The sequence below is a fragment of the Pseudomonas sp. GW822-FHT05A08 genome (assembly GCF_058800485.1).
Window position 1 is genome coordinate 4,564,030 of the sequence record NZ_CM179511.1, and the last position, 23,007, is coordinate 4,587,036.

A 23,007-nucleotide genomic window follows, 5' to 3' on the forward strand; every position below is an offset into this window, starting at 1 on the left:
AGCGTGCCATGCCAGTGGCCAAGCCCTCAAAGCTTGCTGTCCAGCGCCACCAGCAAGGCCGCGTCCCGTCCGTAGATGTCCGGGGCATAGGACAGCTGGCCATGACTGTCGGCTTGCGCCGTCCAGTACGTGAGCAGGATTGGTACTGGCGTCGATAGCCTGAACTCATGAGTGAGCCCGGTGCTCAGCAATTCGTCGGTGCGCACCCGTTCCGCCGGGCTCACCAGCAGATCGCGCAGCTGCAACGCATGCTCGACCCGCACGCAGCCCGAACTGAAGGCCCTTGGTCCCTTGTTGAACAGCGCCTGGCTGGGCGTGTCGTGCAGGTACACCGAAAACGGGTTGGGGAAGCGGATCGCCATCTGTCCCAGCGGGTTTCTCGGTCCGGCTTCCTGGCGCAGGAGGATATTGCCGGGGTTGTCCCAGTCGATATCCTCCACCGCCAGGGGATGCCCTTCGCTGTCGAGCACCTGCAGGTTCTGCCGATTGAGGAAGGACTGGTCGCGGCGAATTTCCGGCAGTTTGTCTTCGCGGAAAATGGTCGGCGGCACCGTCCAGGTCGGGTTCAGGGTCAGGCGCGTGACCTGGGATTTCAACAAGGGCGTCTGGCGCTCGGCACGCCCCACCTGGGTCCGGGTCTGCCAGACCGGCACGCCGCCCTGATAGACGATCAACTGCGCCGCGGCCAGGTTGACCAGCAGGCTGTCGGGCTCCATGTCCTGCGCCAGCCAGCGAAAGCGTTCGAGGTTGATGCGCAGCTGTTCGCGGCGCATCTGCGGGCTGATGTTCAGTTCATTCAAGGTCCCCGCGCCGATCACCCCATCGGCTTGCAGCGAATGGCTGAGCTGGAAGCTTTTCACCGCACTCACCAGGTCGCTGCTGTAAAGGGTGTCGCCTTCGTTGGCGAGGGTGCCCAGGTACCCCTCCTTGAACAACCGTTGCGCCAGTTCCGGCACTCGCGCGTCCTGCATCTGCGGACGCAGCAGCGGCCCGCTGGGAAGCGGCTGCCAATGGGGTAACGCCAGCTGGCGCTGCTGGGCATACAGCTGGCGCAGGTTCTGATATTGCTCGAGGCTCGGCCGCGCCAGCGCGAAGGCCGCCGGAATGTCCTGCAGGCCGGGCCCGGCGATGGCAAGCACCTGTGCCTGGCGATCCAGCTGTGAGGGATGGGCGTGCCACATCGGCTCGAAACGGGCCTGCGACAGACGGCCGTAATGCAGGTCATGCAAGGCCTGCAGGTAATGCTGGCTGAAGCTCAGGTCGGCGCACAGCGCGTCGCCCGCGAGCGCACTGGCCGGCGAACGGTAGTCGGCCGGGTCCAGGCCATCGTCGGCCAGTTGCTGCAACTGGGCCTGCAACGCCTCCAAACGTGCGCTGGACGACCAGACCGGCTGGTCACCCTGCTGTTGGTAAAAAGCCTGTAACAGGCTCTGGGCGGGAATGTCCAGGTGCACCGCCAACCCCGGACAGGCATCGGACAATCGAGTGAATACCTGTTGCACAGGGTTCTCATGATCGACCGGTACATCCTGAGCAGTCGCGACCAACGGCGCAGCGAGCAGGAAAAGGCTCAAGTAACATGCGTGTTTTTTGAACAACTGCTTTACTCCAATCATGGCCATCATTGTGATGGTCAACCTCGGCAGTGGCTGCGAAAAATCATCCAACCACCTGTAACCAGAACTGCCAGGAGAGCGACAGGACGTCAGGAGCCAAAGTGACTGTGGGGACACTCTAGAATGCTGACCTTCTTGCGCCGGCTCTGTCTGGCAATGACCACCCTAGGCGCGATCTGCAGCCCCGCGCTCGCCGCCAACAACACGACACCGCTGCTTTACAACAGCCTCGCCCACGCCGCTCCAGAACTCAATCCCCAAGTGCTGAAAAGTGCCTTGAGCGCCATGCAATGCGCAGTCAACAGCGGCGCCAGGCAGGCCCGGCACCTGGCGGTCATCGACTATTCGCAACCTTCCACCGCCCGCCGCCTGTGGATCTTCGACTTGAATAAAAGAACCCTGGTGCTGCGCGACCTGGTCGCCCACGGGCAGAAATCCGGGGAGAACTTCGCCACCCAGTTTTCCAATCGCATGGGCAGCTTCCAGTCCAGCCTCGGCCTGTTCCGCACCCAGGAAAGTTATGAAGGCAGCCACGGTTATTCGCTGCGCATGGACGGCCTGGAGCCAGGTTTCAATGACCTCGCCCGCGATCGGGATATCGTGATTCACGCGGCCGACTATGTGAGCCCCCTGTGGAGCCGACGCCAAGGGCGCATCGGCCGCAGCCTGGGTTGCCCGGCCGTGCGTCCGCAGGTGGCGCGCCAGGTGATCGACCGCCTCAAGGACGGTCAGTTCATGTTTTCCTGGTACCCCGACCAGCGTTGGCTGAAATCCTCGCCCTACCTCAACTGCCAACCACGCCAGGTGGCCAGCATTGTCGCCGCCAGCGGCGGTTAACCCGTTCGCTCCTTAACCGGCGGCCGAGGCCGCCGTTTCCGGCTCTTCGGGTATTTTGACGAAGATGCTGTACTTCGCCCCCTCCATCGCTTCGAAGGCGATGAGCTTGTCCACCAGCGGGCCGCTCAGCACCTTGCCGGCATTGAGCAACAGCATGCCATTGTCGGCATTCAGGTTACGCGCCAGGGTCATGCCCGGGGCCAGGTCACGCGTCGTCAGGACCCTGACCGTCGGATCGGCCAAGGTGACATCGCTCTGATAAACCGCGCAGACACCGACGAAATCCTCCACCAGGTCGGGGTCGTAGAGTTTACCGGCGTATTTGCGAATGAACAGCAGCGCCTCATCGCTGTTCATCTGCCGTTCGAGTATCAGCCCGCGTTGCAGCTCGATGAAGTCCACGGCCAGCTTGAGCCAGCGCGAGCCCAGCGGAATGGCCTCGCCCTTGAGATGATCGGGAAAACCGCTGCCATCCCAGCGTTCCTGGTGATGCAGGATGATGCGCGCCGCGTCCTTCATCGGCTCCAGGGTCATCAGCAGCGACTCGCTCTGCTTCGGGTAGGCCCGGTACAGGTCGCGCTCGTTGTGGTGCAGCAGGTCCGCGGGCGCGGTCATCATGCTGTCGGTCCAGCTCAGCTTGCCGATGTTGTACAGCGCGGCGGCCATGGTCATGTTGCGGCTGTCGGCTTCGTCCAGGCCATGGGTGATGCAATAGACACGAATCAGCTCAATGATCTGCCGGTTGGTCTGCTTGGCCTTGGGCAAGCGCAGGTTGGCCAGCAGCGAAAACACCTCGGTACCGGTCACGTAGCTGCGCTTGAGCTCTTCATACGCCAGATCGAGCATGTCGGCGGTCTGTTGCAGCTCGGCGGTGCGCGCCGCCACATGCTTTTCCAGGGTCGAGTTGAGGGTTTTCAATTGCTCGTTCTGTTGCCGGGTCAGGGCTTCCAGACGCTGGCGCTCGCTTTCGGAATTGTGATGCGCCAGGGCCTGGCGCAGCGTCACCAGCATGTCCTCGTCGTTCCAGGGCTTGCTGATATACCGATGGATCTGCCCTTCGTTGATGGCCTTGGCGATCAAGGTCATGTCGGCATAACCAGTGAGCAGGATGCGCAGCGTCGATGGATAACGCTGATGGATATGGGCCAGCAAGGTCGCACCGTCCATGCTCGGCATGCGGGCGTCACTCATGACCACGTCGACCGGCCGTTGTTCGAGGATCTCCAGGGCCTTGGCACCGCTGTCGGCCAACAGGATGTCGTAAGGCTGGCTGCGTAACAGCCGACGAAGGCTATTGAGAATCGATTCCTCATCGTCGACCAGCAGTACCGTCGGTCTGTCCTGGGCTGTGCCCGCTGTATGTTCTTCCATGGTTCCCCCTCCCCTTTGACTGCGATCAGACCCGCCTTCTGGGACAGGCTAGATGACTTGTAGTGTTTCGGCATGAATTTGACGCCGGCCGATTAGCGCATACGGGGGAGCCTGACTATGCTCAAGGCCAAAATGGACTGCATGTTCAGGAAGCAGGAAGGGAAGCCCGATGAGCTTATATACAAGGTGCCCGCACCGAGTTGGAGCACGCCGATGATGGTGTCGGCAGACCGGACCAACCGGCGAATTCTGATCGTCGACGACACGGCGTCGATCCATGAGGACTTTCACAAGATCCTCGCCTGCACGGATGCCCCCGGGGACAGCCTCAGCGACGCCGAAGCCGCCCTTTTCGGTACGCCCGTCAGTGCCTCGCTGGAGCATTTTTTCCTCGACTCGGCGTTTCAGGGCCGGGAGGCGCTGGACAAGGTGCAGGCAGCGCTGGATCACGATGCGCCTTATGCCATGGCGTTCATCGACATGCGCATGCCGCCCGGCTGGGACGGCCTGGAAACCATCGAGCGGCTGTGGCAGGTCGACCCCAAGCTGCAAATCGCCCTGTGCACCGCCTACTCCGACTATTCCTGGGAAGACATCGCCGAGCGCCTGCAACTGGGCGACCGCCTGCTAATCCTGAAAAAGCCCTTCGACGCCATCGAGATCCGCCAGATGGCCAGCGCCCTGACCGTAAAATGGCAGATGACCGAAGACGCCGAGCTGAAAATGGATCAGCTGGAGCAAGCGGTCGAGGAACGCACCCGCGAGTTGGCCGACGCCAACATCATCGTGCAGAACAGCCCCACCATCCTCTATCGTCTGCGGGGCGAGCCATCGTTCACGCTGATGTACATCTCCCACAACATCACCAAGTTCGGCCATGTGGCGGCGCAACTGGTGGCCTCGGCCGACTGGGCCCAGACCCTGATCCACCCCGACGACCAGGCCAAGGTCAAGAACGCCATGCTGCGGATCCTCGATCGGGATGTGGCGGGAGCGTCCATCGAGTTCCGCATGCGCACCGGCGATGGTGCCTTTCGCTGGGTGGAAAACCGCTATATTCCGGTACGCAACGACCAGGGCCAATTGGTCGAGGTGGAAGGGATCATCCTCGACATTACCGAACGCAGGCTGGCCGAAGAAAAAATGGCCCTGATGGCCCGCACCGATAGCCTGACCGGGCTGGCCAACCGCGCCACCCTGATCGAGCGCCTGCACCAGGCATTCGCCGCGGCCCGACGGGGAGCCGCGCCCTTCGCGATGTTTTACCTGGACCTGGACCACTTCAAGCGCATCAACGACACCCTCGGCCACCCCATTGGTGACTTGCTGCTGCAGGAAGTGGCCCGGCGCATCAAGGCCTGCACCCGGGAAAACGATGTGGTGGCGCGCCTGGGCGGCGACGAGTTCGCGATCCTGCAACTGGACGTCGACGAGGCCACGCATTGCGCCGCGCTAGCGACGAAAATCCGCGACACCCTGCTGCTCCCCTACTCTCTGGAAGGCAACGAGGTACGCATCTCGGTGAGCATCGGCATCAGCCTCTACAGCCCGCAGACCCTGAGTGCCGACAGCCTGATGGCGCAGTCGGACATGGCGCTGTATCGCTCCAAGGACAAGGGCCGCAACCAGTTCCATTTCCACAGCGAGGAAATCAACCAGGAGGTCACGGAGCGGGTGACCCTGGCCAACGACCTGAAGCTGGCCCTGGAACGCGACGAACTGCACCTGCATTACCTGCCGGAAGTCGATCTGGGTACCGGCAGGATCCTCGGCATGGCGACCCAGGTTCGCTGGCTCCACCCCCTGCGCGGCTGGCTCGAGGCCGAGGACTTCATGCCCGCAGCCGAGAAGACCGGCATCGTCATCGCCCTCGGTCATTGGCTGCTAGACCAGGCCTGCCGGCAGATGCGCGCCTGGCGCGACCAGAACGTGGCACCGCCATTGATTGCGATCCATTTGTCCCTGGTCCAGCTCAAGACCGGGCCAGAACTGATCTACGACGTATTGCGCACCACCGCGCGCTGGGACCTGTGCCCGTGGGACCTGAGATTCGACGTGACCGAGGGCACCCTGGCCCAGACCAAGTGGACCCACAACGACATCCTGCCCAGGCTGTGCGAGCTGGGCGTGAAGATCGCCATCGACGATTTCGGCACCGAATACTCCTCGTTCGACTACCTCAAGACCTACAGGGTCAACCACCTCAAGCTTGCCCAGCGCTTTCTCGACAGCGCCAGCAGCGACCCGGACAACGCCATGACGCTCCGGGCCATCCTCAACTTCGCCCGCGAGGTGGGCATCGGGGTCACCGCTGAAGGGGTGGAAACCCAGGAGCAGCGTACGACCTTGATATCCAGCGGCACGTCACTGGGGCACTCGCTCGGTGCGGCGGTCGACAGCGACCAGGCTGGCGAACTGCTCAAGGCCAGGTCTGCTGCTGTGGATGGCAGCACCAGGTCGGCGGATCCGACGTCGGAGAATTTCAGGTGAGCCCGTTATCCGTGGTGCCCAATCGGCGAATTCTGATCATCGACGACACACCGGCGATCCATCAGGACTTTCGCAAGATTCTCAGCCCCGAAGACGAAGGGCCTCTGGGCAACACCGAAGCCTTGCTGCTGGGCGCCAGCCGCAGACCCCATCAGCACTTCGAGCTTGACTCGGCCTACCAGGGCGAGGAAGCCGTGGAACTGGTCAAGCGCGCCCAGGCCGAAGGCCGACCGTATGCCCTGGCCTTTATCGACATGCGCATGCCACCCGGCTGGGATGGCCTGCAGACCATCGAGCATCTGTGGAAAACCGATCCGCAGTTGCAGATCGCCCTATGTACCGCGTTCTCCGATTACTCATGGGAAGCCATGGCCGAACGTATCGAGTTCGGCGACCAGCTGCTGATCCTGAAAAAGCCGTTCGACAGCCTCGAAATTCGCCAGATGGCCAGCGCCCTGACCTGGAAATGGCAGCTGGCGCAGGACGCGGCGAGCAAGATGCGCAACCTGGAACAGACCATCGAGGAACGGGTCCAGGAACTGCTGAGCGTTTCGCACCTGCTGCACTACGATGTGCTCACCGGGCTGCCCAACAGTACCCTGCTCGGTGATCGCCTGACCCAGCATCTGTCCCAGTCCCGCCGCCATGACCGCCAGTTGGCGGTGATGTTCATCGGCCTGGACCGTTTCAAGCGCATCAACAACGCACTCGGACACCCGGCGGGAGACGAGATGCTCAAGCTCGTCGCCCGCAGCCTGGCGACCACGGTGCGCGAAACCGACTCGGTATTTCGCTACGGTTCGGACGAGTTCGTGGTGATTATCGGCGACATCCTGCACCCACAGCAGACCCGAGGGGTGGCCGAAAAACTCCTGGCCGCCATCAATACCCCTCATTCCGTGGCGGGCCACGACCTGACGGTCACCGCCAGTCTGGGCATCAGCATCTATCCCTACGACGGCGCCGATGCCGTAACGCTGATCAAGAACGCCGAGACGGCCATGCGCAACGTCAAGGACTGCGGCCCCAACAACTTCAGCTTTTTCATCGAAGACATGAACCTGCGCGCGCGCCAGCAGCAGACCCTGGAAACCGGCCTGCGCCTGGCGTTGCAGCGTGAGGAGTTCGTCCTGCACTACCAGCCCAAGCTGGACCTGGCGCGAGGCACGGTGGTCGGTGCCGAGGCACTGGTGCGCTGGAACCGGCCCGGCCATGGCTGGGTGTTCCCCTCGGACTTCATCCCGGTGGCCGAAGACAGCGGGCTGATCGTCCCCCTCAGCCAATGGGTATTGCGCCGTGCCTGCCTGCAGTCGCAGACCTGGCAAGCGCAGGGCCTGCCGCCCATCTGCATGTCGGTGAATGTGTCGGCCATCGACTTCCGTCAGCACGACTATGTCGAACGCCTCACCCGCACGCTGGCCGAGACCGGGCTCGACCCGACGTTGCTGGAACTGGAAATCACCGAAAGCGTGCTGATGCAGAACGTCGACGCCACCATCGCCACGCTCTGCGCCATCAAGCAGCTGGGGGTTCGCCTGGCCATCGACGACTTTGGCACCGGCTACTCGAGCTTGAGCTACCTGCAGAAATTCCCGGTCGACGTGTTGAAGATCGACCAGTCGTTCGTGCGTGACCTGGGCACCGACAGCAACGACGCGAAACTGGTCAGCAGCATCATCGACCTGGGTAAAAGCCTCAACCTGAGCATCATCGCCGAAGGCGTGGAGACCGCCGAACAACTGGACTTTCTCAAGCGTCACCACTGCGAGGAAGGCCAGGGTTTCTACTTCAGCAAGGCCGTGGAGCCCGAGGCATTCGCCCGCTTCCTGACCGAATCCCAGCGACCTCACCTGCCCCATCCATGAAGTTGTGCCTGGTAAGGATACCGACCATGTCGTCATTTGCATTACTCCTTTCGGCCAACCTGCTGCTCGCTCCAGGCGCCGAGGCCGCGCCATTGGAAGGACCGCTCAAACCCCTCCCCGCAGCACCGGCGCTGGACAGCAAGCGAGTCGAACTGGGACGACGCTTGTTCAACGACCCGCGCCTGTCGGTGAACAACAGCCTGTCGTGCGCCAGTTGTCATCGCCTTGATCGGGGCGGTGCCGATACCGTTCCGCACTCCCTGGGTTTCGATGGCAAGCCCGTGGCGGTCAACACCCCGAGCGTGTTCAACGCCAGCCTGAACTTCCACCAGTTCTGGGACGGTCGGGCCGACACCCTGGAAGACCAGGTGCACATCGTGGTGCAAAGCCCCAGCGAAATGGGCAGCGACTGGAAAGTCGTGACGCAGCGCATCGCCGACGACCCGGCCTATCGCACCGCCTTCGCCGATGCCTACCCCGGTGGTGTGACCCAGGCCAACATCCAGGGCGCCCTGGCCGATTACGAACGCACCCTGCTCAGCGCCAACTCGCGCTTCGACCAATACCTGGCGGGCAACACCGAGATCCTCGACATCGAGGAAAAGTACGGCTACCAGCGCTTCCAGGAATACGGCTGCATCGCCTGTCACCAGGGGGTGAATATCGGCGGCAACATGTTCCAGAAGTTCGGCGTGCTCGGCGACTACTTCGCGGCCCGGGGCAACCCTACCGAGGCCGACCTGGGGCGCTTCAACGTCACGGGCGAAGAAGACGACCGCAATGTGTTCAAGGTGCCGAGCCTGCGTAACGTCGCGGTCACGGCGCCGTACTTCCACGACGGTTCGCAAGCCACCCTCGAAGGCGCGGTGGCGGTGATGTTCAAGTACCAGCTGGGACGTACGCCGTCCGAGGAAGACAAACGCCTGATCGTCAAATTCCTCAAGACCCTGACCGGCGAATGGGAAGGCAAACCTTTATGAAAGTATCCCGTCGCGTAAGCATCCTGTTGCTCGCCGCCCTGGCGGTATTGATGGCTTCGATCCTGCTGTTTCTCTACCTCAAATCCAGGTCCGACCAGACCGTGACCTACACCGAATCGCGCGACCTGATCCGCCAGATCAAGCAGCAGGACTCGCTGTGGGAAAACGAAATACTCAAGGCCAGGGTGGCCATCACCCACAACTACGACCCGCTGGTTTCACCCCTGGGCGAGATGATGCGCCTGTGGCAGAAATTCGACTCGATGGAGGCGCAGAACCAGCGCAACGATTCGCCGCTGTGGCGCAATGCCCATGACGGCTACCTGAACGCGATAAAGGAAAAGACCCGGCTGGTGGAACAGTTCAAGTCGCACAACTCCGTGCTGCGCAACTCCCTGGCCTTCCTGCCGACCGCCGAGGACGATATCCAGCAGGAGCTCGCCCAACTGCACGACGCGGACAAACTGCAACTGCAGAACATCGCCACCGATACCTACGACCTGTTGCTCAGCAGCCTGGAGTTCGCCCAGGTCACCTCCGACGACAGGGCCGCGGATATTCTGGTGGGCCTGAACAAGCTGGCGGTCAACAAGGAGCGCTTGCCCACGGACTTCCATGAGCTGATCGATACCCTCAGCAACCACGTCGGGCTGATCCTGCGCGAGCAACCCAAGGTCAACCGCCTGCTCGAGGAAATCGAAGTGGTGCCGGTCGACGAACGCCTGGACGACATCACCGTTCTGCTCAACCGCGACCAGCAGCAGGCCGAGGCCGTCGACCAGCAGTACCATTTCTACCTGCTGCTGTTTTCCTCGTTGCTGGTGCTGCTGCTGATCTGGCTGGGCATCCGCCTGATCCGCAGTTTTGCCGAGATCAACCAGATGAACCGCGCCCTGGTGGCCGCCAACGACGAACTCGAGCAACGGGTCGAAGAACGCACGCGCCAGCTCAAGGACACCCAGAGCGAGCTGCTTGCCACTGCCCGCCAGGCCGGCATGGCGGAAATCGCCACCAACGTCCTGCACAACGTCGGCAACGTGCTCAACAGCGTGAACATCTCCGCCGACCTGGTCAGCCGCAAGCTGCGCAACAGCAAGGCCCAGGGGCTGGGCAAGGCGATGCAACTGATCAACGAGCACAAAGAGGACCTGGGCAGCTTTCTCACCGAGGATGCAAAAGGCAAGTTGCTGCCCGGCTACCTGAACCAGCTGGTCGAGGCCATCGACCTGGAACAGCAAGGCATGACCGAGGAGCTGACGCAACTGAGCAAAAGCGTCGATCACATCAAGGACATCGTCGCCACCCAGCAATCCTATGCGGGTGCCAGCAGCCTGCTGGAACCGCTGTCGGTCAGCGAACTGCTCGAAGATGCGCTGCGCATGAACTCCGGCGCCCTCACCCGCCATCATGTGACCGTGCGCAAGGAATACGCCGACGTACCACTGATCATGGGCGACAAGCACCGCCTGCTGCTGATCCTGATCAACCTGATCAGCAACGCCAAGTACGCCATGTCCGACCTGTCCAACCAGACGCGCAACATGACCCTGGCCGCAGCGGTGATCGACGACGAGACCTTGCAGATCAGCGTGCGCGACGAAGGCGAAGGCATCGCTCCGGAAAACATGACCCGCATCTTTGCCCACGGCTTCACCACCCGCAAGGAAGGCCATGGGTTCGGCCTGCACAGTTGCGCACTGGCGGCCATCGAGATGAATGGCCACCTGACCGCCCATAGCGACGGCCCGGGCAAAGGCGCGCTGTTCGTCCTGCAGATCCCCCTGATCACCGCCGAGGTTGAGGCATGAACAACCCGATAAACCGGCGCGTGCTGCTGATCGACGACACCCCGGCGATCCACGACGATTTCCGCAAGATCCTCACGCCCAAGACCGGCGACAGCGCCGACCTCGATGCGATGGAAAACGCGCTGTTCGGCAGCGCGCCAAAAACCGCCGCCACGGTGTTCGAACTGGATTCGGCCTACGGTGGCCAGGAAGGCCTGGGTAAACTGCTGGAGGCGGCGGGCAAGGGCCAACCCTATGCCCTGGCCTTCGTCGACATGCGCATGCCCGATGGCTGGGACGGCGCGCAAACCATCGAAGAGTTGTGGAAGCACGACCCATTGCTGCAAGTGGTGGTGTGCACCGCCTATTCCGACTATTCCTGGGACGAGCTGCTCGATCGCTTGAACGGCCACGACCGGCTGCTGATCCTGAAAAAGCCCTTCGACAATATCGAAGTCCAGCAGATGGCCAATACCCTCACCACCAAATGGGAAATGACCATGCGCGCTCAGCTGCAGATGAGCGAGCTGGAAGAACGGGTGGAGCAACGTACCCTGGCGTTCAAGCAGGCCAGCGCCGCGCTGCAACGGGAGATCGACGAGCGCAAGCTGCTGGAAAGCCAGCTGGTGCAATCGGAAAAGCTCGCCTCCCTGGGCCAGCTGGCCGCCGGGGTCGCCCATGAAATCAACAACCCGGTCGGCTTCATTTCCTCCAACCTCGGCGCCCTGGACAGCTACTTCAAGCGCCTGCAGGAGATGCTCGAGGCTTACGGCAATGCCGAAACCGGGATCGGCGCCAGCGAGCTGCGCGATCGGCTGAAACAGTTGCGCACGGATATCGAGCTGGATTTCCTCCTCGAGGACATTCCGCTGCTGATCAAGGAGTCCAAGGACGGCATCGGCCGGGTCAGCCAGATCGTCAAGGACCTCAAGGACTTTTCCCGGGTCGATTCGACCCAGGAATGGCAATGGGCGAACCTGCAACAGGGCATCGACTCGACCCTGAACATCGTCGCCGCCGAGATCAAGTACAAGGCCGACGTGATCAAGGAGTACGCCGAGCTGCCGGAGGTCGAGTGCCTGCCTTCGCAGATCAACCAGGTGGTGATGAACCTGATCGTCAACGCCGCCCAGGCCATGGGCAACGAACGGGGCACCATCACCCTGCGCAACGGCGTCGAGGGCGAGAACGTGTGGATCGAAGTGGCCGACAATGGCTCGGGCATCCCGCCGGACAGCCTGCAGAAAATCTTCGACCCGTTTTTCACCACCAAACCCGTGGGCCAGGGCACGGGGCTGGGGCTGTCGCTGTCCTACGGCATCGTCAAGAAACACCGCGGCGACATCTCGGTACGCAGCGAGGTCGGTGTCGGCACCACCTTCCGCGTCGAACTTCCGGTGCATCAGAGCAGAAAGGCCGGCTGAACGCCCCCACACGCTATCGCTTCTGTAGGAGCCAGGCTTGCTGGCGATCCAAGCGACGCGGTACGCCGGGGCATGCCGCAGGCCCGATCTCTTGTATGATGGCGCGCCTCAAGAATGGGTCGCCGATTTCGTCTTGCCAATGACCACCGGAGTACATTCGGCCTGACGCCTTCAGGGCACACACGCTTCCCCCGTCTTAAACAGCACGACGCTTTCCCGAGCGCGCCTGGCCCTTTGTGCCTGGTATTCGCCGGGGCCGGGATCGCCATCGTCGAGGAGTTTTCATGGATATGCTTTACCGGGCCTCCCGCCAGGGGCTGCCCGCCCCGCGGTTCGCGCGCAATCTGCTGAGCCTGCTGCTGGCCGGTGCCGCGCCCGTGGCCCAGGCCGCCGAGACCGAACTGCCGGCACTGACCGTGACCGGCGAAGACCGCTCCGGTTATCAGGCCAGCAGCGCCGCGGTTGGTGGTTTCGAGGCGGCTCCCCTGCTCGATGCACCCGCCTCGATTGCAGTGATCAATGAAGACTTGATCAAGGACCAGCAGGCCCGCCTGCTCAGCGAGGTGCTGAAGAACGACGCCTCGGTCGGCGAAAGTTATGCGCCGGTCGGCTACTACGAGAATTTCACAGTGCGCGGCTTCTCCCTGAATGCCGCCAACAGCTATCGGATCAACGGCCGCAGCATCACCGGCGAGCAGAACGTCGGCCTGGAAAACAAGCAGCAGGTGGAATTGCTCAAGGGGCTGAACGGCCTGCAGAGCGGCGTCAGCGAGCCCGGCGGGCTGATCAACTACGTGACCAAGCGCCCCACCGACGTGCGCTCGGTCACAGTCTCTACCGACGATCGCGGCAGCGGCTATGTGGCCACCGATGTCGGTGGCTGGTTCGGCAGCGAGCAGCAGTTCGGGCTGCGCGCCAACCTGGCCCACGAGGACATCCACTCCTATGTCGAACACACCAATGGCCAGCGCGACTTCGCCTCCCTGGCCTTCGACTGGAATATCAGCCCCGACGCCCTGCTGCAACTGGACATCGAGTACCAGACCAAGGAACAGCGCTCGGCCCCGGGTTATCAATTGCTCGGCGGCTCCAGCCTGCCGCACCACGCCTCGCCGAAAAAGCTCCTGGCGCACCAGAGCGGTTCGAAGCCGGTCGGCACCGACGCGCTGAACCTCAACGGCAACTTCGAGTACCGCTTCAACGATCAGTGGAAAGGCAACCTCAGTGCCTCGCGCAGCCGGGTGGTGATCGACGACTACAGCTCGTTCGCCTGGGGCTGCTACGGTGCCGCCAGCTGCGCCGGCGACGCGGTGCCCAACCACTTCAGCCCCGAGGGCGACTACGACCTCTACGATTTCCGCAGCCCGGACGATACCCGGCGCAACGACGAGGTTCAGGCCGTCCTCAGCGGCAACTTCGACACCGGCGGCCTGGGCCACGAACTCAGTATCGGCACCAGCGCATTCCGCCGCGTGGTGGACAAACGCGACCCGATCAACCAGATGATCGGTAGCGCCAACATCGACGGCGAGCCAGCGGATTTCACCCGTTACGACGGACCGCTCAACGACTCCTACCGCCGCCTGGACAGCCGCCAGTACGGCCTGTTCTTCAACGACCGCATCAGTTTCAACGAACACTGGCAGACCGTGCTCGGCGGGCGCGAGGTACGCCTGGACGAGGAAACCTTCGACAGCCAGGGCGACACCACCCGCCACACCCAGCGTTATGTGTTCCTGCCCCAGGCCGCGCTGATCTACAAGCCGGTGCAGAACCTGGCGCTGTACACCCGCTACAGCAAGGGCCTGTCCCTGGGCGGGGAAGCGCCGTGGTTCGCCAGCAATGCCTTCGAGATCCTCGCGCCCACCGTGTCGCGGCAGATCGAGGCCGGCATCAAATACGACTGGCAGCGCATCAGCCTGGCCGCGGCGCTGTTCCAGATCCGCCAGGCCTACCAGTATTCCCGACCGAATGGCGACGGCACCTTCACTTTCACCCAGCAGGGCGAACAGAAGAACACCGGCCTGGAACTCTCGGCCAATGGCTGGGCCACCCAACGCCTGCAAGTCTCGGCCAGTGTCGCAGCGATCCGCGCGCGGGTCACCGGCAGCGACACCCCGGAGTACGAAGGTCACCAGGCGCTCAACGTGCCGACCCTGCGCGCCAGCCTCTATGGCGACTACGCCCTGCCCTGGTTCGACGGCCTGGCGCTGCTCGGCGGGGTACAGTACAGCGGTCGAAAATACGCCAACCGCGAGGGTGAAGTGCAGACCGGCAGCTACGCCGTGTTCAACATCGGCAGTCGCTACAGCACCCGCATCGACGGTTACGACACCGTGTTCCGGCTGACCGTGGACAACCTGTTCGACAAGCGCTACTGGCGTGACGCCGGCGAATACATGGGCGATGGCTACCTGTTCCAGGGCGCGCCCCTGACCGCGCGCTTGAGTGCCTCGATCAACTTCTGATCGGGGTCAGTCCTACTGGAAGGCATCGGCCAGGACGTCGAAGATCATCCGATTCGAGGTCCTGACCAGCAGCAGATCGGAGCCCGCGCGCCACCATTGGTAGCCGTCGTAACGCGGCAACTGCTGGAGCAGCCTGGGGTTCAAGCGTCGCGATTGCTGCCTGGGCAACGTCCTGCCCCGGCGCAGGTTCTGCCTGGCATCGGCCGGCAGCGCCGCGGCCGGGTTCCAGTCCCGTTTCGAAGCCTGCAACAGCGCTCTCACCTGGTAGTCATTGACCACGGGAAGGCGCTCCCAATTCGCATGATCGTTGGAGTATCGGGCATTTGCCTGCGTGCCGGAATCCGCGCCGGCATCCAGCGGGATCGACAGCAGAATCGAGACGATCGAGATTAACGAGCCAGCTCTGAACATCGCCTTCTCCAGGCATCATTGCGTCGAGCTTATGGAAAGGGATTTCCCGGCAATAGTTCCCGGGCAGGCGTGACTTGGATGTTTCGGTTAGAAATGCGCCATGGGCGCAAGGCAGGGTTGCAGGACGCGAGGGCAAAGGTTCTTGAATACGCCGCACAAACAAAAAACGCCGCTCCTGGGAGCGGCGTTTTTTTAGCCTGGAGCGGATATCCGCCCCAGGTTCCGGTTCACCCGACAGGTCGGGCGCGGCCGGTATTACAGGGCCATGTCAGCCGACGGGTTGCTCACTGGCGCCTTTGGCTTTTCAGCCGCAGGTTGCGCAGGTGCAGCCATCTGGCCGATGGCCGGTGGCGGAGTCAATTGCAGCACTTCGCTGGTGTAGGCCCACTCTTGAGCGACACGCTCAGGGCTGCCGTTGAGCTGGGTGCCGTAGCTCGGCACGATCTGGTGCAGCTTCGCCTGCCAGGCCGGAGTCGCGACCTTGTCCTTGAAGACCTTCTCCAACACGCTGAGCATGATCGGCGCGGCGGTCGAAGCACCTGGCGAAGCACCCAGCAGGCCGGCAATGCTGCCGTCCTTGGCGCTGACGATCTCGGTGCCCAGTTTCAGCACGCCACCCAGCTGCTCGTCGCGCTTGATGATCTGCACGCGCTGGCCGGCCTGCCACAGACGCCAGTCTTCAGCCTTGGCGTTAGGGAAGTACTCTTTCAGGGCATTCAGGCGATCTTCATCCGACAGCATCAGTTGGCCGGCGAGGTACTCGACCAGCGGGTACTCCTTGATGCCGACCTTGGTCATGGGCCAGATGTTGTGAGTGGTGGTAGTGGTCAGCAGGTCGAGGTACGAACCTTCCTTGAGGAACTTGGTGGAGAAGGTCGCGAACGGGCCAAACAGGATCACGCGCTTGCCGTCCAGCACGCGGGTGTCCAGGTGCGGAACCGACATCGGTGGAGCGCCGACCGACGCCTTGCCGTAGGCCTTCGCCAGGTGCTGCTCGGCGATCGCCGGGTTCTCGGTCACCAGGAACGAGCCGCCCACAGGGAAACCGGCATACTCCTGGGCTTCAGGAATGCCCGACTTCTGCAGCAGGTGCAGGGCACCGCCGCCGGCGCCGATGAACACGAACTTGGCGTCGGTCTGGGTTTCGGTACCGTCTTTCAGGTTCTTGTACACCACGCGCCAGGAGCCATCTTCGTTACGCTTGATGTCTTCCACTTCGCTCGACAGCTTGAGCGAGAAGTTCGGCTGGGCTTTCAGATGGCCGACGAACTGACGGGTGATCTCGCCGAAGTTCACGTCGGTGCCGAGCGGCGACCAGGTGGCGGCGATCTTCTGCTTCGGATCGCGCCCTTGCATCATCAGCGGGACCCACTGCTTGATCTGCTCCGGGTCTTCGGAGTACTGCATGCCGGCGAACAGCGGGCTCGCCTGCAGCGCTTCGTAGCGTTTCTTCAGGAACTTGATGTTGTCATCGCCCCACACGAAGCTCATGTGCGGAGTGGAGTTGATGAACGAACGCGGGTCCTTCAGGACATTGTTCTTGACTTGCCACGACCAGAACTGGCGGGAAATCTGGAACGCTTCGTTGATCTCGATGGCCTTGGCGATCTCGACCTTGCCGTCCTTGTTTTCCGGGGTGTAGTTCAGCTCCGCCAGGGCAGAGTGACCGGTACCGGCGTTGTTCCAGCCGTTCGAGCTTTCTTCGGCAACGCCGTCGAGACGCTCGACCATTTCCATCGACCAGCCCGGCTCCAGCTCATTGAGCCAGACACCCAGGGTCGAACTCATGATGCCGCCACCGATGAGCAGCACATCCACTTTCTTGGTCTCGGCGGCGTACGCGGAGCTGAGCCCCATCGTCATCGCCAAGCCCAGCAGGGCCGTGTTCACTTTTTTCAACATACAGTAGTTCCTACGATAGAACGCCATCCGCCCCCCCATTCTCGATCATCAGTCGCCCCGGCACCGCCATGGGTTCCCGCACTCAGAAGAACTGAAGGGTGGGCACACAAGGCCGACATGACACTATCGACCTCAGTTTATATGTCGCTCCTGCGCTGACTTCTTATTCGCTATTGGCTTCAGCTACTTGAGTGACACTATTTTGTTGGGACGCCTTCGGACAGCATCGATCGACGGTCCGAAACGCCCGCTAAAACCACATTCCCATAGAGAGACTAGTCGGGTGTAACCGAAGGAGTGAGTCAACAACACCCGGTACTATGATCGGCCTGCTGCCAACGCCCTCGATCACCGCCTGACAGCGGCAAGGCCACGGGTATCGCATACAGGGATCGCCCCCAACCCTGGCAGCCCTCCTGCTGAAAACGGACATAATGGCCATCATGGGTGGTGGCTAACGCGCCATTGTCTACTGGACGGATAAAGCCGTCAAAAAAACTGTCAGATTTGTCCTGTTTTTATGCAGAAAAGGACCTTGATGATTCAAGAGTTCGCCTGAAGGCGAACAAGGTGAGGCCCGGACAAGACCCGGCACAAAAAAAGCCCTGATTAGTCAGGGCTTTTTTGTGGGCAGGAACGCGCGATTCAACAGCAATGGGCTGTCACTTTGACAAGCCCTTCACAGAAGGCATGAAGCGGCCTACAGGCAATCATGCACGGCCTTTTTCAGCACCGCGGACTTGGCCCAGGGTGTTCCCTGGTAGAGCGAGACCAGGCTGCCGTTCTTCGATTTCACCACTTCCACGATCTCATCCGATGCCAGGCTGCCAGGAGCGGTGATCCGATAGCCGTTGGAGATATCGGACTGGGTGCTCCTGGGCGTCTCGCGCTGCCAGGCCGGCAGGACACACTGCGCGTAATCTTTCGGCGTTTTGCCAGTCAGCTCACTGACATTCGGCTTGCCCGGTGCCAAAGCCGTGGGTAACGAACACCCGGCCAACAGTCCCATCAGCGACGCGCCTAGCCAAACTCGCATATATCTTCCTCATCCCTAAAAAATCGAGAAATGTATCACTTGCCCGGGCTTATCGTTAGAAACACTTGCTTCTTTCGCCGAACGGTATTCCCGCCCCGCGATCATCACCTGATACCGGTCAAAAAAACGTTAACCCCATCACGTCCCGGACAGGCAAATGACAGTTTGTCCACAAAGGCCTCGATTGACGGAAAACGCCCGCTGCCTGGCGCAACATGACACCCATTGAGGGCGGTTTCAGCCAGCGGCGTTTGGGATACAGGAGAATGCCGCGAGGCATTTGAGGAACGAACGGCGACTGTCCATGCAGTTCGGATGAGTGGTGCAAGTCAACGCGTCCTTTTGGGAATAATCTTGAATCGCCACCACCTAACACAGCCCAAAGGACGCGGCGATGAACAGCATCAAGACTTTCGAAATTCGCTACTGTTTCGCAGGTTCGCAAAGAACCTTCACTTACCAGGGCGCGCGATTGAGCGACAGCGACACCTGGTATCTGGCCTTTCTGCATTCCGGGTGCCTGATTACCCACGACACCCCCTGCGGCGGGACCTACCGCACCATGCAGATATTCGCCGAGCGCAGCGGCGTCACGCTGGCGAACTGGAGAGAGTTGTCTGAAAACTAGCCCTCCCCGCACAACTCAGACGTCCGACACTGGCGCAAGGAAGCGCTCAACCTGCCCGATGATCCACTTGCACAACGACTAGAAACCGCCGGCAAATGCCCGACGCCCCGCCCTGATTTCAGTCCGCAACTCACCGACGAGATTGGCCGCCGAGCGAACACTGGTGAGATGCTCGGTCGATACCCCGGTAATGAACAGATCGATCCGTCCGCTTTGCGGCTCGAAAACCTTGATTGCCAGGGAGCCGTCGGGATTGACGGTGCAGGTGCAGGAAAGCGGCAGGAAACCGGACTCCAGGATCTGGCGAAGCTCGTCCATCGAGAGCATGAGAAATTCCTCCTTGGCGGCGCCATTTGGAGAGAGTGCCCGTTGAGAGTAGGTCACAAGAACGGGGCTCATACCCAGGCATTCACTGGAAGTGTTATCCAGCACGCATTTTTACCTGGCCAATCCGCTCAGTGGCACGGTGCGAGCACGGCCCTGACCTTCCGTCGCGGCAACTCCACCCGGGAGCATTTTGACGCTGGACCGGCCAGGCGTTATGGTCGCTGGGCTTTCGCACCTCCCAAATCCGAAACGCCTTCCTTCAACCCCATCCAGGATCGCCGATGGCCGCACCCGAACACCCGCATGAAGTGGCCCTGCAAAAGTTTCTCGCAGCGCGCCCGGAGCTTCGTGAAGCACTCGATCACCTCAATCCCTTGGCCGCCCAGGCCAGGGGCGAAACCCAGGAGCAATACCGCGCGGAGCGACTGCACGAAGCCTTCGAGGCCGAGGCGGAACGCCAGGGTCTGTTTGCCTGGGAACTGAGCCTGCAGTTGACCGTGCAGAGCGTGGAGGAATTTGCCGCGCGGCGGCTCGAAGTGCACCGGGAAGTGGCGGAAATGGCCGGCATGCCCTGGAGCGAGTATTGCGAGCTACACGGCCTGCCACGCGATTGAGCACAGCTCGGGCCTTCGATAAAGGATCATTGTCACCATGAGTCAACGCTGATGCTGCCCTCTTCCACCAGCCTTCGCAGTAACCCGGAGCTGCTGCGGCGCCAGAAATGGCGCGGCCGCATAGGCCTGTGCCTGGTCGCCAGCCTGTCGGTGCTGGCCGGCATGACCGACGCCATCGGCTTCATGGCCACCGGGGACTTCGTCTCCTTCATGAGCGGCAACACCACGCGCCTGGCCGTCGCCATCAGCGATACCGACCTGGCCCTGACCCTGCATCTGGTGCTGCTGGTCGTCACCTTCATCGCCGGCAACGCCCTGGGCATCGTCGTCAGCCGCTTGGGCGGCCGCCGGGCCTTGCCGCTGCTATTGTGCATTGCCACGCTGCTGTGCGCGGCAGCCGCCTGGCCGTTTGAACAACAGCTACCGGCGGTGCTGGCCGCGATCATCGCCATGGGCATGCTCAATGCTGCCGTCGAGGAAGTGAACGGGCTGCCCGTGGGCCTGACCTATGTCACCGGCGCCCTGTCGCGCTTTGGCCGCGGCCTGGGCCGCTGGATGCTCGGCGAGCGGCGCAATGGCTGGCGCATCCAGCTGGTGCCCTGGGGCGGCATGTTCGCCGGCGCCGTGCTGGGCGCCGTTCTGGAACAGCATCTGGGCCTCGCGGCCCTGTTCGTCAGCGGCCTGCTGTCGGCGCTGCTGGGGCTGTTGTCGCTGAAGATCCCCCATCGCTGGCAGCTGGGCTATATGCCGCGCTAAAGCCACTTCGCCGGGCCCGGCATAAAGCTTTATCATGGCCCCAGGTTTGCAGACAGAGTTCTACATGAAGTTCGCCATTGCCCTTTTTTCCGCCGCTCACGCGCCCTCCTCGCGCCGCGCCCTGGCATTCGCCCAGGCAGCGCTGGCTGGCGGCCACGAGATCGTGCGGCTGTTTTTCTATCAGGATGGCGTGCACAGCGCATCGGACAACATCGTCACCCCGCAGGACGAACCGGACCTGCCCGCGCAATGGCGAACCTTCGTCAGCGAGCACCAGCTCGATGGCGTGGTGTGCATTGCCGCGGCCCTGCGCCGCGGGGTGTTGAACCAGGAGGAAGCCGCGCGCTACCAGCGCCCGGCCGTCAACCTGAGCGCGCCCTGGGAGCTTTCCGGGCTCGGCCAGTTGCACGACGCCGTACAGGCGGCCGACCGCTTGATCTGTTTCGGAGGGCCATGAAACATGGCGCAATCCCTGTTGATCATCAGCCGCCAGGCACCCTGGTCCGGCCCCGGTGCCCGCGAAGCCCTGGATATCGTGCTGGCGGGCGGCGCCTTCGACTTGCCGATCGGCCTGCTGTTTCTTGACGATGGCGTGTTTCAGCTGGCCCCCGGGCAAAAAGCCGCTGCCGTGCAGCAAAAGGACCTCAGCGCCAATCTGCAGGCCCTGCCGCTGTTTGGTGTGGAGCAGTTGTTCGCCTGCGGCGCCAGCGTGGCGGAACGCGGCCTGGACCCGGCCGCGCTGAACCTGGACGAGGTGCAGGTTCTGGCCCCGGCCGAACTCGGCGCACTTATTGACCGTTTTGACCAGGTGATCACCCTCTGATGTCGACCTTGCACGTGCTGTCCCACTCGCCCTTCACCGACTCCCGGCTGACCAGTTGTCTGCGCCTGCTCGGCCCGCAGGATGCCATCCTCCTGTGCGGCGATGCGGTGTACGCCCTGCAGCCTGGCAGCGCGCCGCTGGCGGCCCTGCAGGCACGCGGCGAGACGCTGTCGCTCTACATTTTGGCGGAAGACCACCAGGCCCGAGGCCTGGAGGTTCCGGCCTGGGCCACGAGTATCGATTACCCGGCGTTCGTCGCGCTGTCGATCCAGTACGACAAGGTCAACAGCTGGTTATGAACGCACTGACTGTCGGCGAACGCGCCATCGCCCTGGACAAGGACGGCTACCTGGTGGAACTGGGCGACTGGTCCAGCGAAGTGGCCGCTGCCCTGGCCGCGGCGGAACAGATCGAACTGACCCCCGAGCACTGGGAAATCCTCGAGCTGCTGCGCGGCTTCTACCAGGAGTTCCAGCTGTCGCCCGCGACCCGCCCACTGATCAAATACACCGCCTTGAAGCTGGGCCCGGACAAGGGCAACAGCCTGCACCTGAACCGACTGTTCAAAGGCACTCCCGCCAAACTTGCCGCCAAGCTGGCGGGCCTGCCCAAGCCGACCAATTGCTTATGACCGATTACACCCCGCTGACCATCGAGACGCCCGCCGAGCATCCTTTCGCGCAGTTCGTACGCATTCTCGGCAAAGGCAAACGCGGCGCCCGCAGCCTCACCCGCGAAGAAGCCCGGGAAGCCATGGGCTTGCTGCTCGACGACAAGGTCGAGGACACCCAGCTCGGCGCCTTCCTGATGCTGTTGCGGCACAAGGAAGAAAGCCCCGAGGAGCTGGCGGGCTTTACCGAAGCCCTGCGCCAGCGACTGCAGGCGCCACCAATCAAGGTCGACCTGGACTGGCCCAGCTATGCCGGCAAAAAGCGCCACCTGCCCTGGTTCCTGCTGGCCGCCAAGTGCCTGGCGCAAAACGGCGTGCGTATCCTGCTGCACGGCGGTGGCGCCCATACCGCCGGCCGGCTGTACACCGAGCAATTGCTGGAGCAACTGCACATCCCGCTGTGCCGCGACTGGCAGGCGGTCGATGCCGCGCTGGCCCAGGGCAACCTGGCCTTCATCCCCCTGGGCGACTGGGCACCCCAACTGCAACGCATGATCGACCTGCGCAACACCCTGGGCCTGCGCTCGCCGATCCACTCCCTGGCGCGCATCCTCAACCCGTTGGGCGCGCGCTGCGGCCTGCAAAGCATCTTCCACCCCGGCTATCAGGGCGTGCATCGCGATGCCAGCGGCCTGCTGGGGGACAACGTCATTGTGATCAAGGGCGACGGCGGCGAAATCGAGATCAACCCGGACAGCGCCAGCCATCTGTATGGCAGCACCGGCGGTATCAGTTGGGATGAGGAATGGCCGGCGCTGTCCGAGCAGCGCCATGTCAAACCGGCCAGCCTCGACCCCGAGCACCTGAAAGCCGTCTGGCGCGGCGATGTGCAGGACAGCTACCCGCAGCTGGCGCTGATCGCCACCATGGCCCTGGCCCTGCGCGGGCTCGGCATACCCCGGGAACAGGCTTTCGAGCAAGCTCAGCACTACTGGGATGCTCGCGATAGATCGATTTAACCGATCATAACTGCCGGACTTTTGCGTAATTCGTTCGAACCCC

The 23,007-nt window shown here is 62.5% G+C and carries 21 protein-coding genes; 15 read left to right on the forward strand and 6 right to left on the reverse strand.

What is annotated here, in order from left to right:
• Positions 1 to 26 precede the first annotated feature (26 nt).
• Positions 27 to 1,598, reverse strand: coding sequence for a L,D-transpeptidase family protein (locus AC3RCP_RS20420; RefSeq protein WP_101339457.1), 1,572 nt, complete (start codon positions 1,596 to 1,598; stop codon positions 27 to 29).
• 141 nt (positions 1,599 to 1,739) lie between these two features.
• On the opposite strand from AC3RCP_RS20420, the gene AC3RCP_RS20425 reads away from it, so the two are divergent.
• A complete protein-coding gene (locus AC3RCP_RS20425; protein WP_009044554.1) occupies positions 1,740 to 2,453 on the forward strand; it encodes a murein L,D-transpeptidase catalytic domain family protein in 714 nt (237 codons plus the stop codon).
• Positions 2,454 to 2,465: 12 nt separating this feature from the next.
• Here the strand turns inward: AC3RCP_RS20425 and nosR are convergent, their stop codons facing one another.
• Positions 2,466 to 3,824: a response regulator c-di-GMP phosphodiesterase, NosR family gene (gene nosR, locus AC3RCP_RS20430; RefSeq protein ID WP_101338461.1), complete on the reverse strand. Its 1,359-nt coding sequence runs from the start codon at positions 3,822 to 3,824 to the stop codon at positions 2,466 to 2,468.
• Positions 3,825 to 4,037: 213 nt separating this feature from the next.
• Here nosR and AC3RCP_RS20435 point away from each other — a divergent pair, with 213 nt between their 5' ends.
• The 6 genes from AC3RCP_RS20435 (at position 4,038) to AC3RCP_RS20460 (ending at position 14,838) form a co-directional block, all read left to right on the forward strand.
• Positions 4,038 to 6,314: a GGDEF/EAL domain-containing response regulator gene (locus AC3RCP_RS20435; protein ID WP_101338462.1), complete on the forward strand. Its 2,277-nt coding sequence runs from the start codon at positions 4,038 to 4,040 to the stop codon at positions 6,312 to 6,314.
• Positions 6,311 to 8,179 (forward strand): putative bifunctional diguanylate cyclase/phosphodiesterase, encoded by a 1,869-nt coding sequence (locus tag AC3RCP_RS20440; protein WP_492570977.1) that lies wholly within the window; start codon positions 6,311 to 6,313, stop codon positions 8,177 to 8,179. Before AC3RCP_RS20435 ends, AC3RCP_RS20440 begins: the two co-directional genes overlap by 4 nt.
• A 26-nt stretch (positions 8,180 to 8,205) precedes the next feature.
• Positions 8,206 to 9,159, forward strand: coding sequence for a cytochrome-c peroxidase (locus tag AC3RCP_RS20445; RefSeq protein WP_492570976.1), 954 nt, complete (start codon positions 8,206 to 8,208; stop codon positions 9,157 to 9,159).
• Positions 9,156 to 10,967: a DAHL domain-containing protein gene (locus AC3RCP_RS20450; protein WP_492570975.1), complete on the forward strand. Its 1,812-nt coding sequence runs from the start codon at positions 9,156 to 9,158 to the stop codon at positions 10,965 to 10,967. The genes AC3RCP_RS20445 and AC3RCP_RS20450 overlap by 4 nt, the downstream gene beginning before the upstream one ends.
• On the forward strand, positions 10,964 to 12,370 hold the full coding sequence (locus tag AC3RCP_RS20455; protein WP_492570974.1) for an ATP-binding protein: 1,407 nt from the start codon (positions 10,964 to 10,966) through the stop codon (positions 12,368 to 12,370). Before AC3RCP_RS20450 ends, AC3RCP_RS20455 begins: the two co-directional genes overlap by 4 nt.
• Before the next feature lie 284 nt (positions 12,371 to 12,654).
• Complete coding sequence (locus AC3RCP_RS20460) at positions 12,655 to 14,838, forward strand: TonB-dependent siderophore receptor (RefSeq protein ID WP_492570973.1); 2,184 nt, start codon at positions 12,655 to 12,657, stop codon at positions 14,836 to 14,838.
• A 12-nt stretch (positions 14,839 to 14,850) separates the two neighbouring features.
• Here the strand turns inward: AC3RCP_RS20460 and AC3RCP_RS20465 are convergent, their stop codons facing one another.
• From AC3RCP_RS20465 to AC3RCP_RS20475, 3 genes are all read right to left on the reverse strand, one after another.
• Entirely contained in the window at positions 14,851 to 15,249 is a 399-nt protein-coding gene (locus AC3RCP_RS20465) for a hypothetical protein (protein ID WP_101338468.1), read from the reverse strand.
• 255 nt (positions 15,250 to 15,504) lie between these two features.
• Positions 15,505 to 17,151 (reverse strand): malate dehydrogenase (quinone), encoded by a 1,647-nt coding sequence (mqo, locus tag AC3RCP_RS20470; protein ID WP_053261826.1) that lies wholly within the window; start codon positions 17,149 to 17,151, stop codon positions 15,505 to 15,507.
• A gap of 700 nt (positions 17,152 to 17,851) precedes the next feature.
• Positions 17,852 to 18,187, reverse strand: a complete 336-nt coding sequence (locus AC3RCP_RS20475; protein ID WP_007929247.1) for a hypothetical protein — start codon at positions 18,185 to 18,187, stop codon at positions 17,852 to 17,854.
• A gap of 394 nt (positions 18,188 to 18,581) precedes the next feature.
• On the opposite strand from AC3RCP_RS20475, the gene AC3RCP_RS20480 reads away from it, so the two are divergent.
• Entirely contained in the window at positions 18,582 to 18,815 is a 234-nt protein-coding gene (locus tag AC3RCP_RS20480; protein ID WP_007929246.1) for a DUF6555 family protein, read from the forward strand.
• Between the two features lie 78 nt (positions 18,816 to 18,893).
• On the opposite strand, the gene AC3RCP_RS20485 is transcribed toward AC3RCP_RS20480, so the two are convergent.
• On the reverse strand, positions 18,894 to 19,142 hold the full coding sequence (locus AC3RCP_RS20485) for a DUF1652 domain-containing protein (RefSeq protein WP_101338469.1): 249 nt from the start codon (positions 19,140 to 19,142) through the stop codon (positions 18,894 to 18,896).
• A gap of 281 nt (positions 19,143 to 19,423) precedes the next feature.
• Here AC3RCP_RS20485 and AC3RCP_RS20490 point away from each other — a divergent pair, with 281 nt between their 5' ends.
• The 7 genes from AC3RCP_RS20490 to AC3RCP_RS20520 all read left to right on the forward strand — a co-directional run bounded on the left by AC3RCP_RS20490 (position 19,424) and on the right by AC3RCP_RS20520 (position 22,964).
• On the forward strand, positions 19,424 to 19,756 hold the full coding sequence (locus AC3RCP_RS20490; protein WP_101338470.1) for a DUF6388 family protein: 333 nt from the start codon (positions 19,424 to 19,426) through the stop codon (positions 19,754 to 19,756).
• 51 nt (positions 19,757 to 19,807) lie between these two features.
• Positions 19,808 to 20,512: a YoaK family protein gene (locus AC3RCP_RS20495; RefSeq protein ID WP_492570972.1), complete on the forward strand. Its 705-nt coding sequence runs from the start codon at positions 19,808 to 19,810 to the stop codon at positions 20,510 to 20,512.
• A gap of 64 nt (positions 20,513 to 20,576) precedes the next feature.
• Positions 20,577 to 20,969 carry a sulfurtransferase complex subunit TusD gene (tusD, locus tag AC3RCP_RS20500; RefSeq protein ID WP_007929241.1) on the forward strand — a complete coding sequence of 131 codons (393 nt, stop codon included), beginning with the start codon at positions 20,577 to 20,579 and terminating at the stop codon, positions 20,967 to 20,969.
• A gap of 3 nt (positions 20,970 to 20,972) precedes the next feature.
• Positions 20,973 to 21,335: a sulfurtransferase complex subunit TusC gene (gene tusC, locus AC3RCP_RS20505; RefSeq protein WP_085534145.1), complete on the forward strand. Its 363-nt coding sequence runs from the start codon at positions 20,973 to 20,975 to the stop codon at positions 21,333 to 21,335.
• Positions 21,335 to 21,634: a sulfurtransferase complex subunit TusB gene (gene tusB, locus AC3RCP_RS20510; RefSeq protein WP_087091608.1), complete on the forward strand. Its 300-nt coding sequence runs from the start codon at positions 21,335 to 21,337 to the stop codon at positions 21,632 to 21,634. The genes tusC and tusB overlap by 1 nt, the downstream gene beginning before the upstream one ends.
• On the forward strand, positions 21,631 to 21,966 hold the full coding sequence (locus AC3RCP_RS20515; protein ID WP_007929238.1) for a TusE/DsrC/DsvC family sulfur relay protein: 336 nt from the start codon (positions 21,631 to 21,633) through the stop codon (positions 21,964 to 21,966). Before tusB ends, AC3RCP_RS20515 begins: the two co-directional genes overlap by 4 nt.
• Positions 21,963 to 22,964 carry a glycosyl transferase family protein gene (locus tag AC3RCP_RS20520; RefSeq protein WP_492570971.1) on the forward strand — a complete coding sequence of 334 codons (1,002 nt, stop codon included), beginning with the start codon at positions 21,963 to 21,965 and terminating at the stop codon, positions 22,962 to 22,964. Before AC3RCP_RS20515 ends, AC3RCP_RS20520 begins: the two co-directional genes overlap by 4 nt.
• Positions 22,965 to 23,007 lie beyond the last annotated feature (43 nt).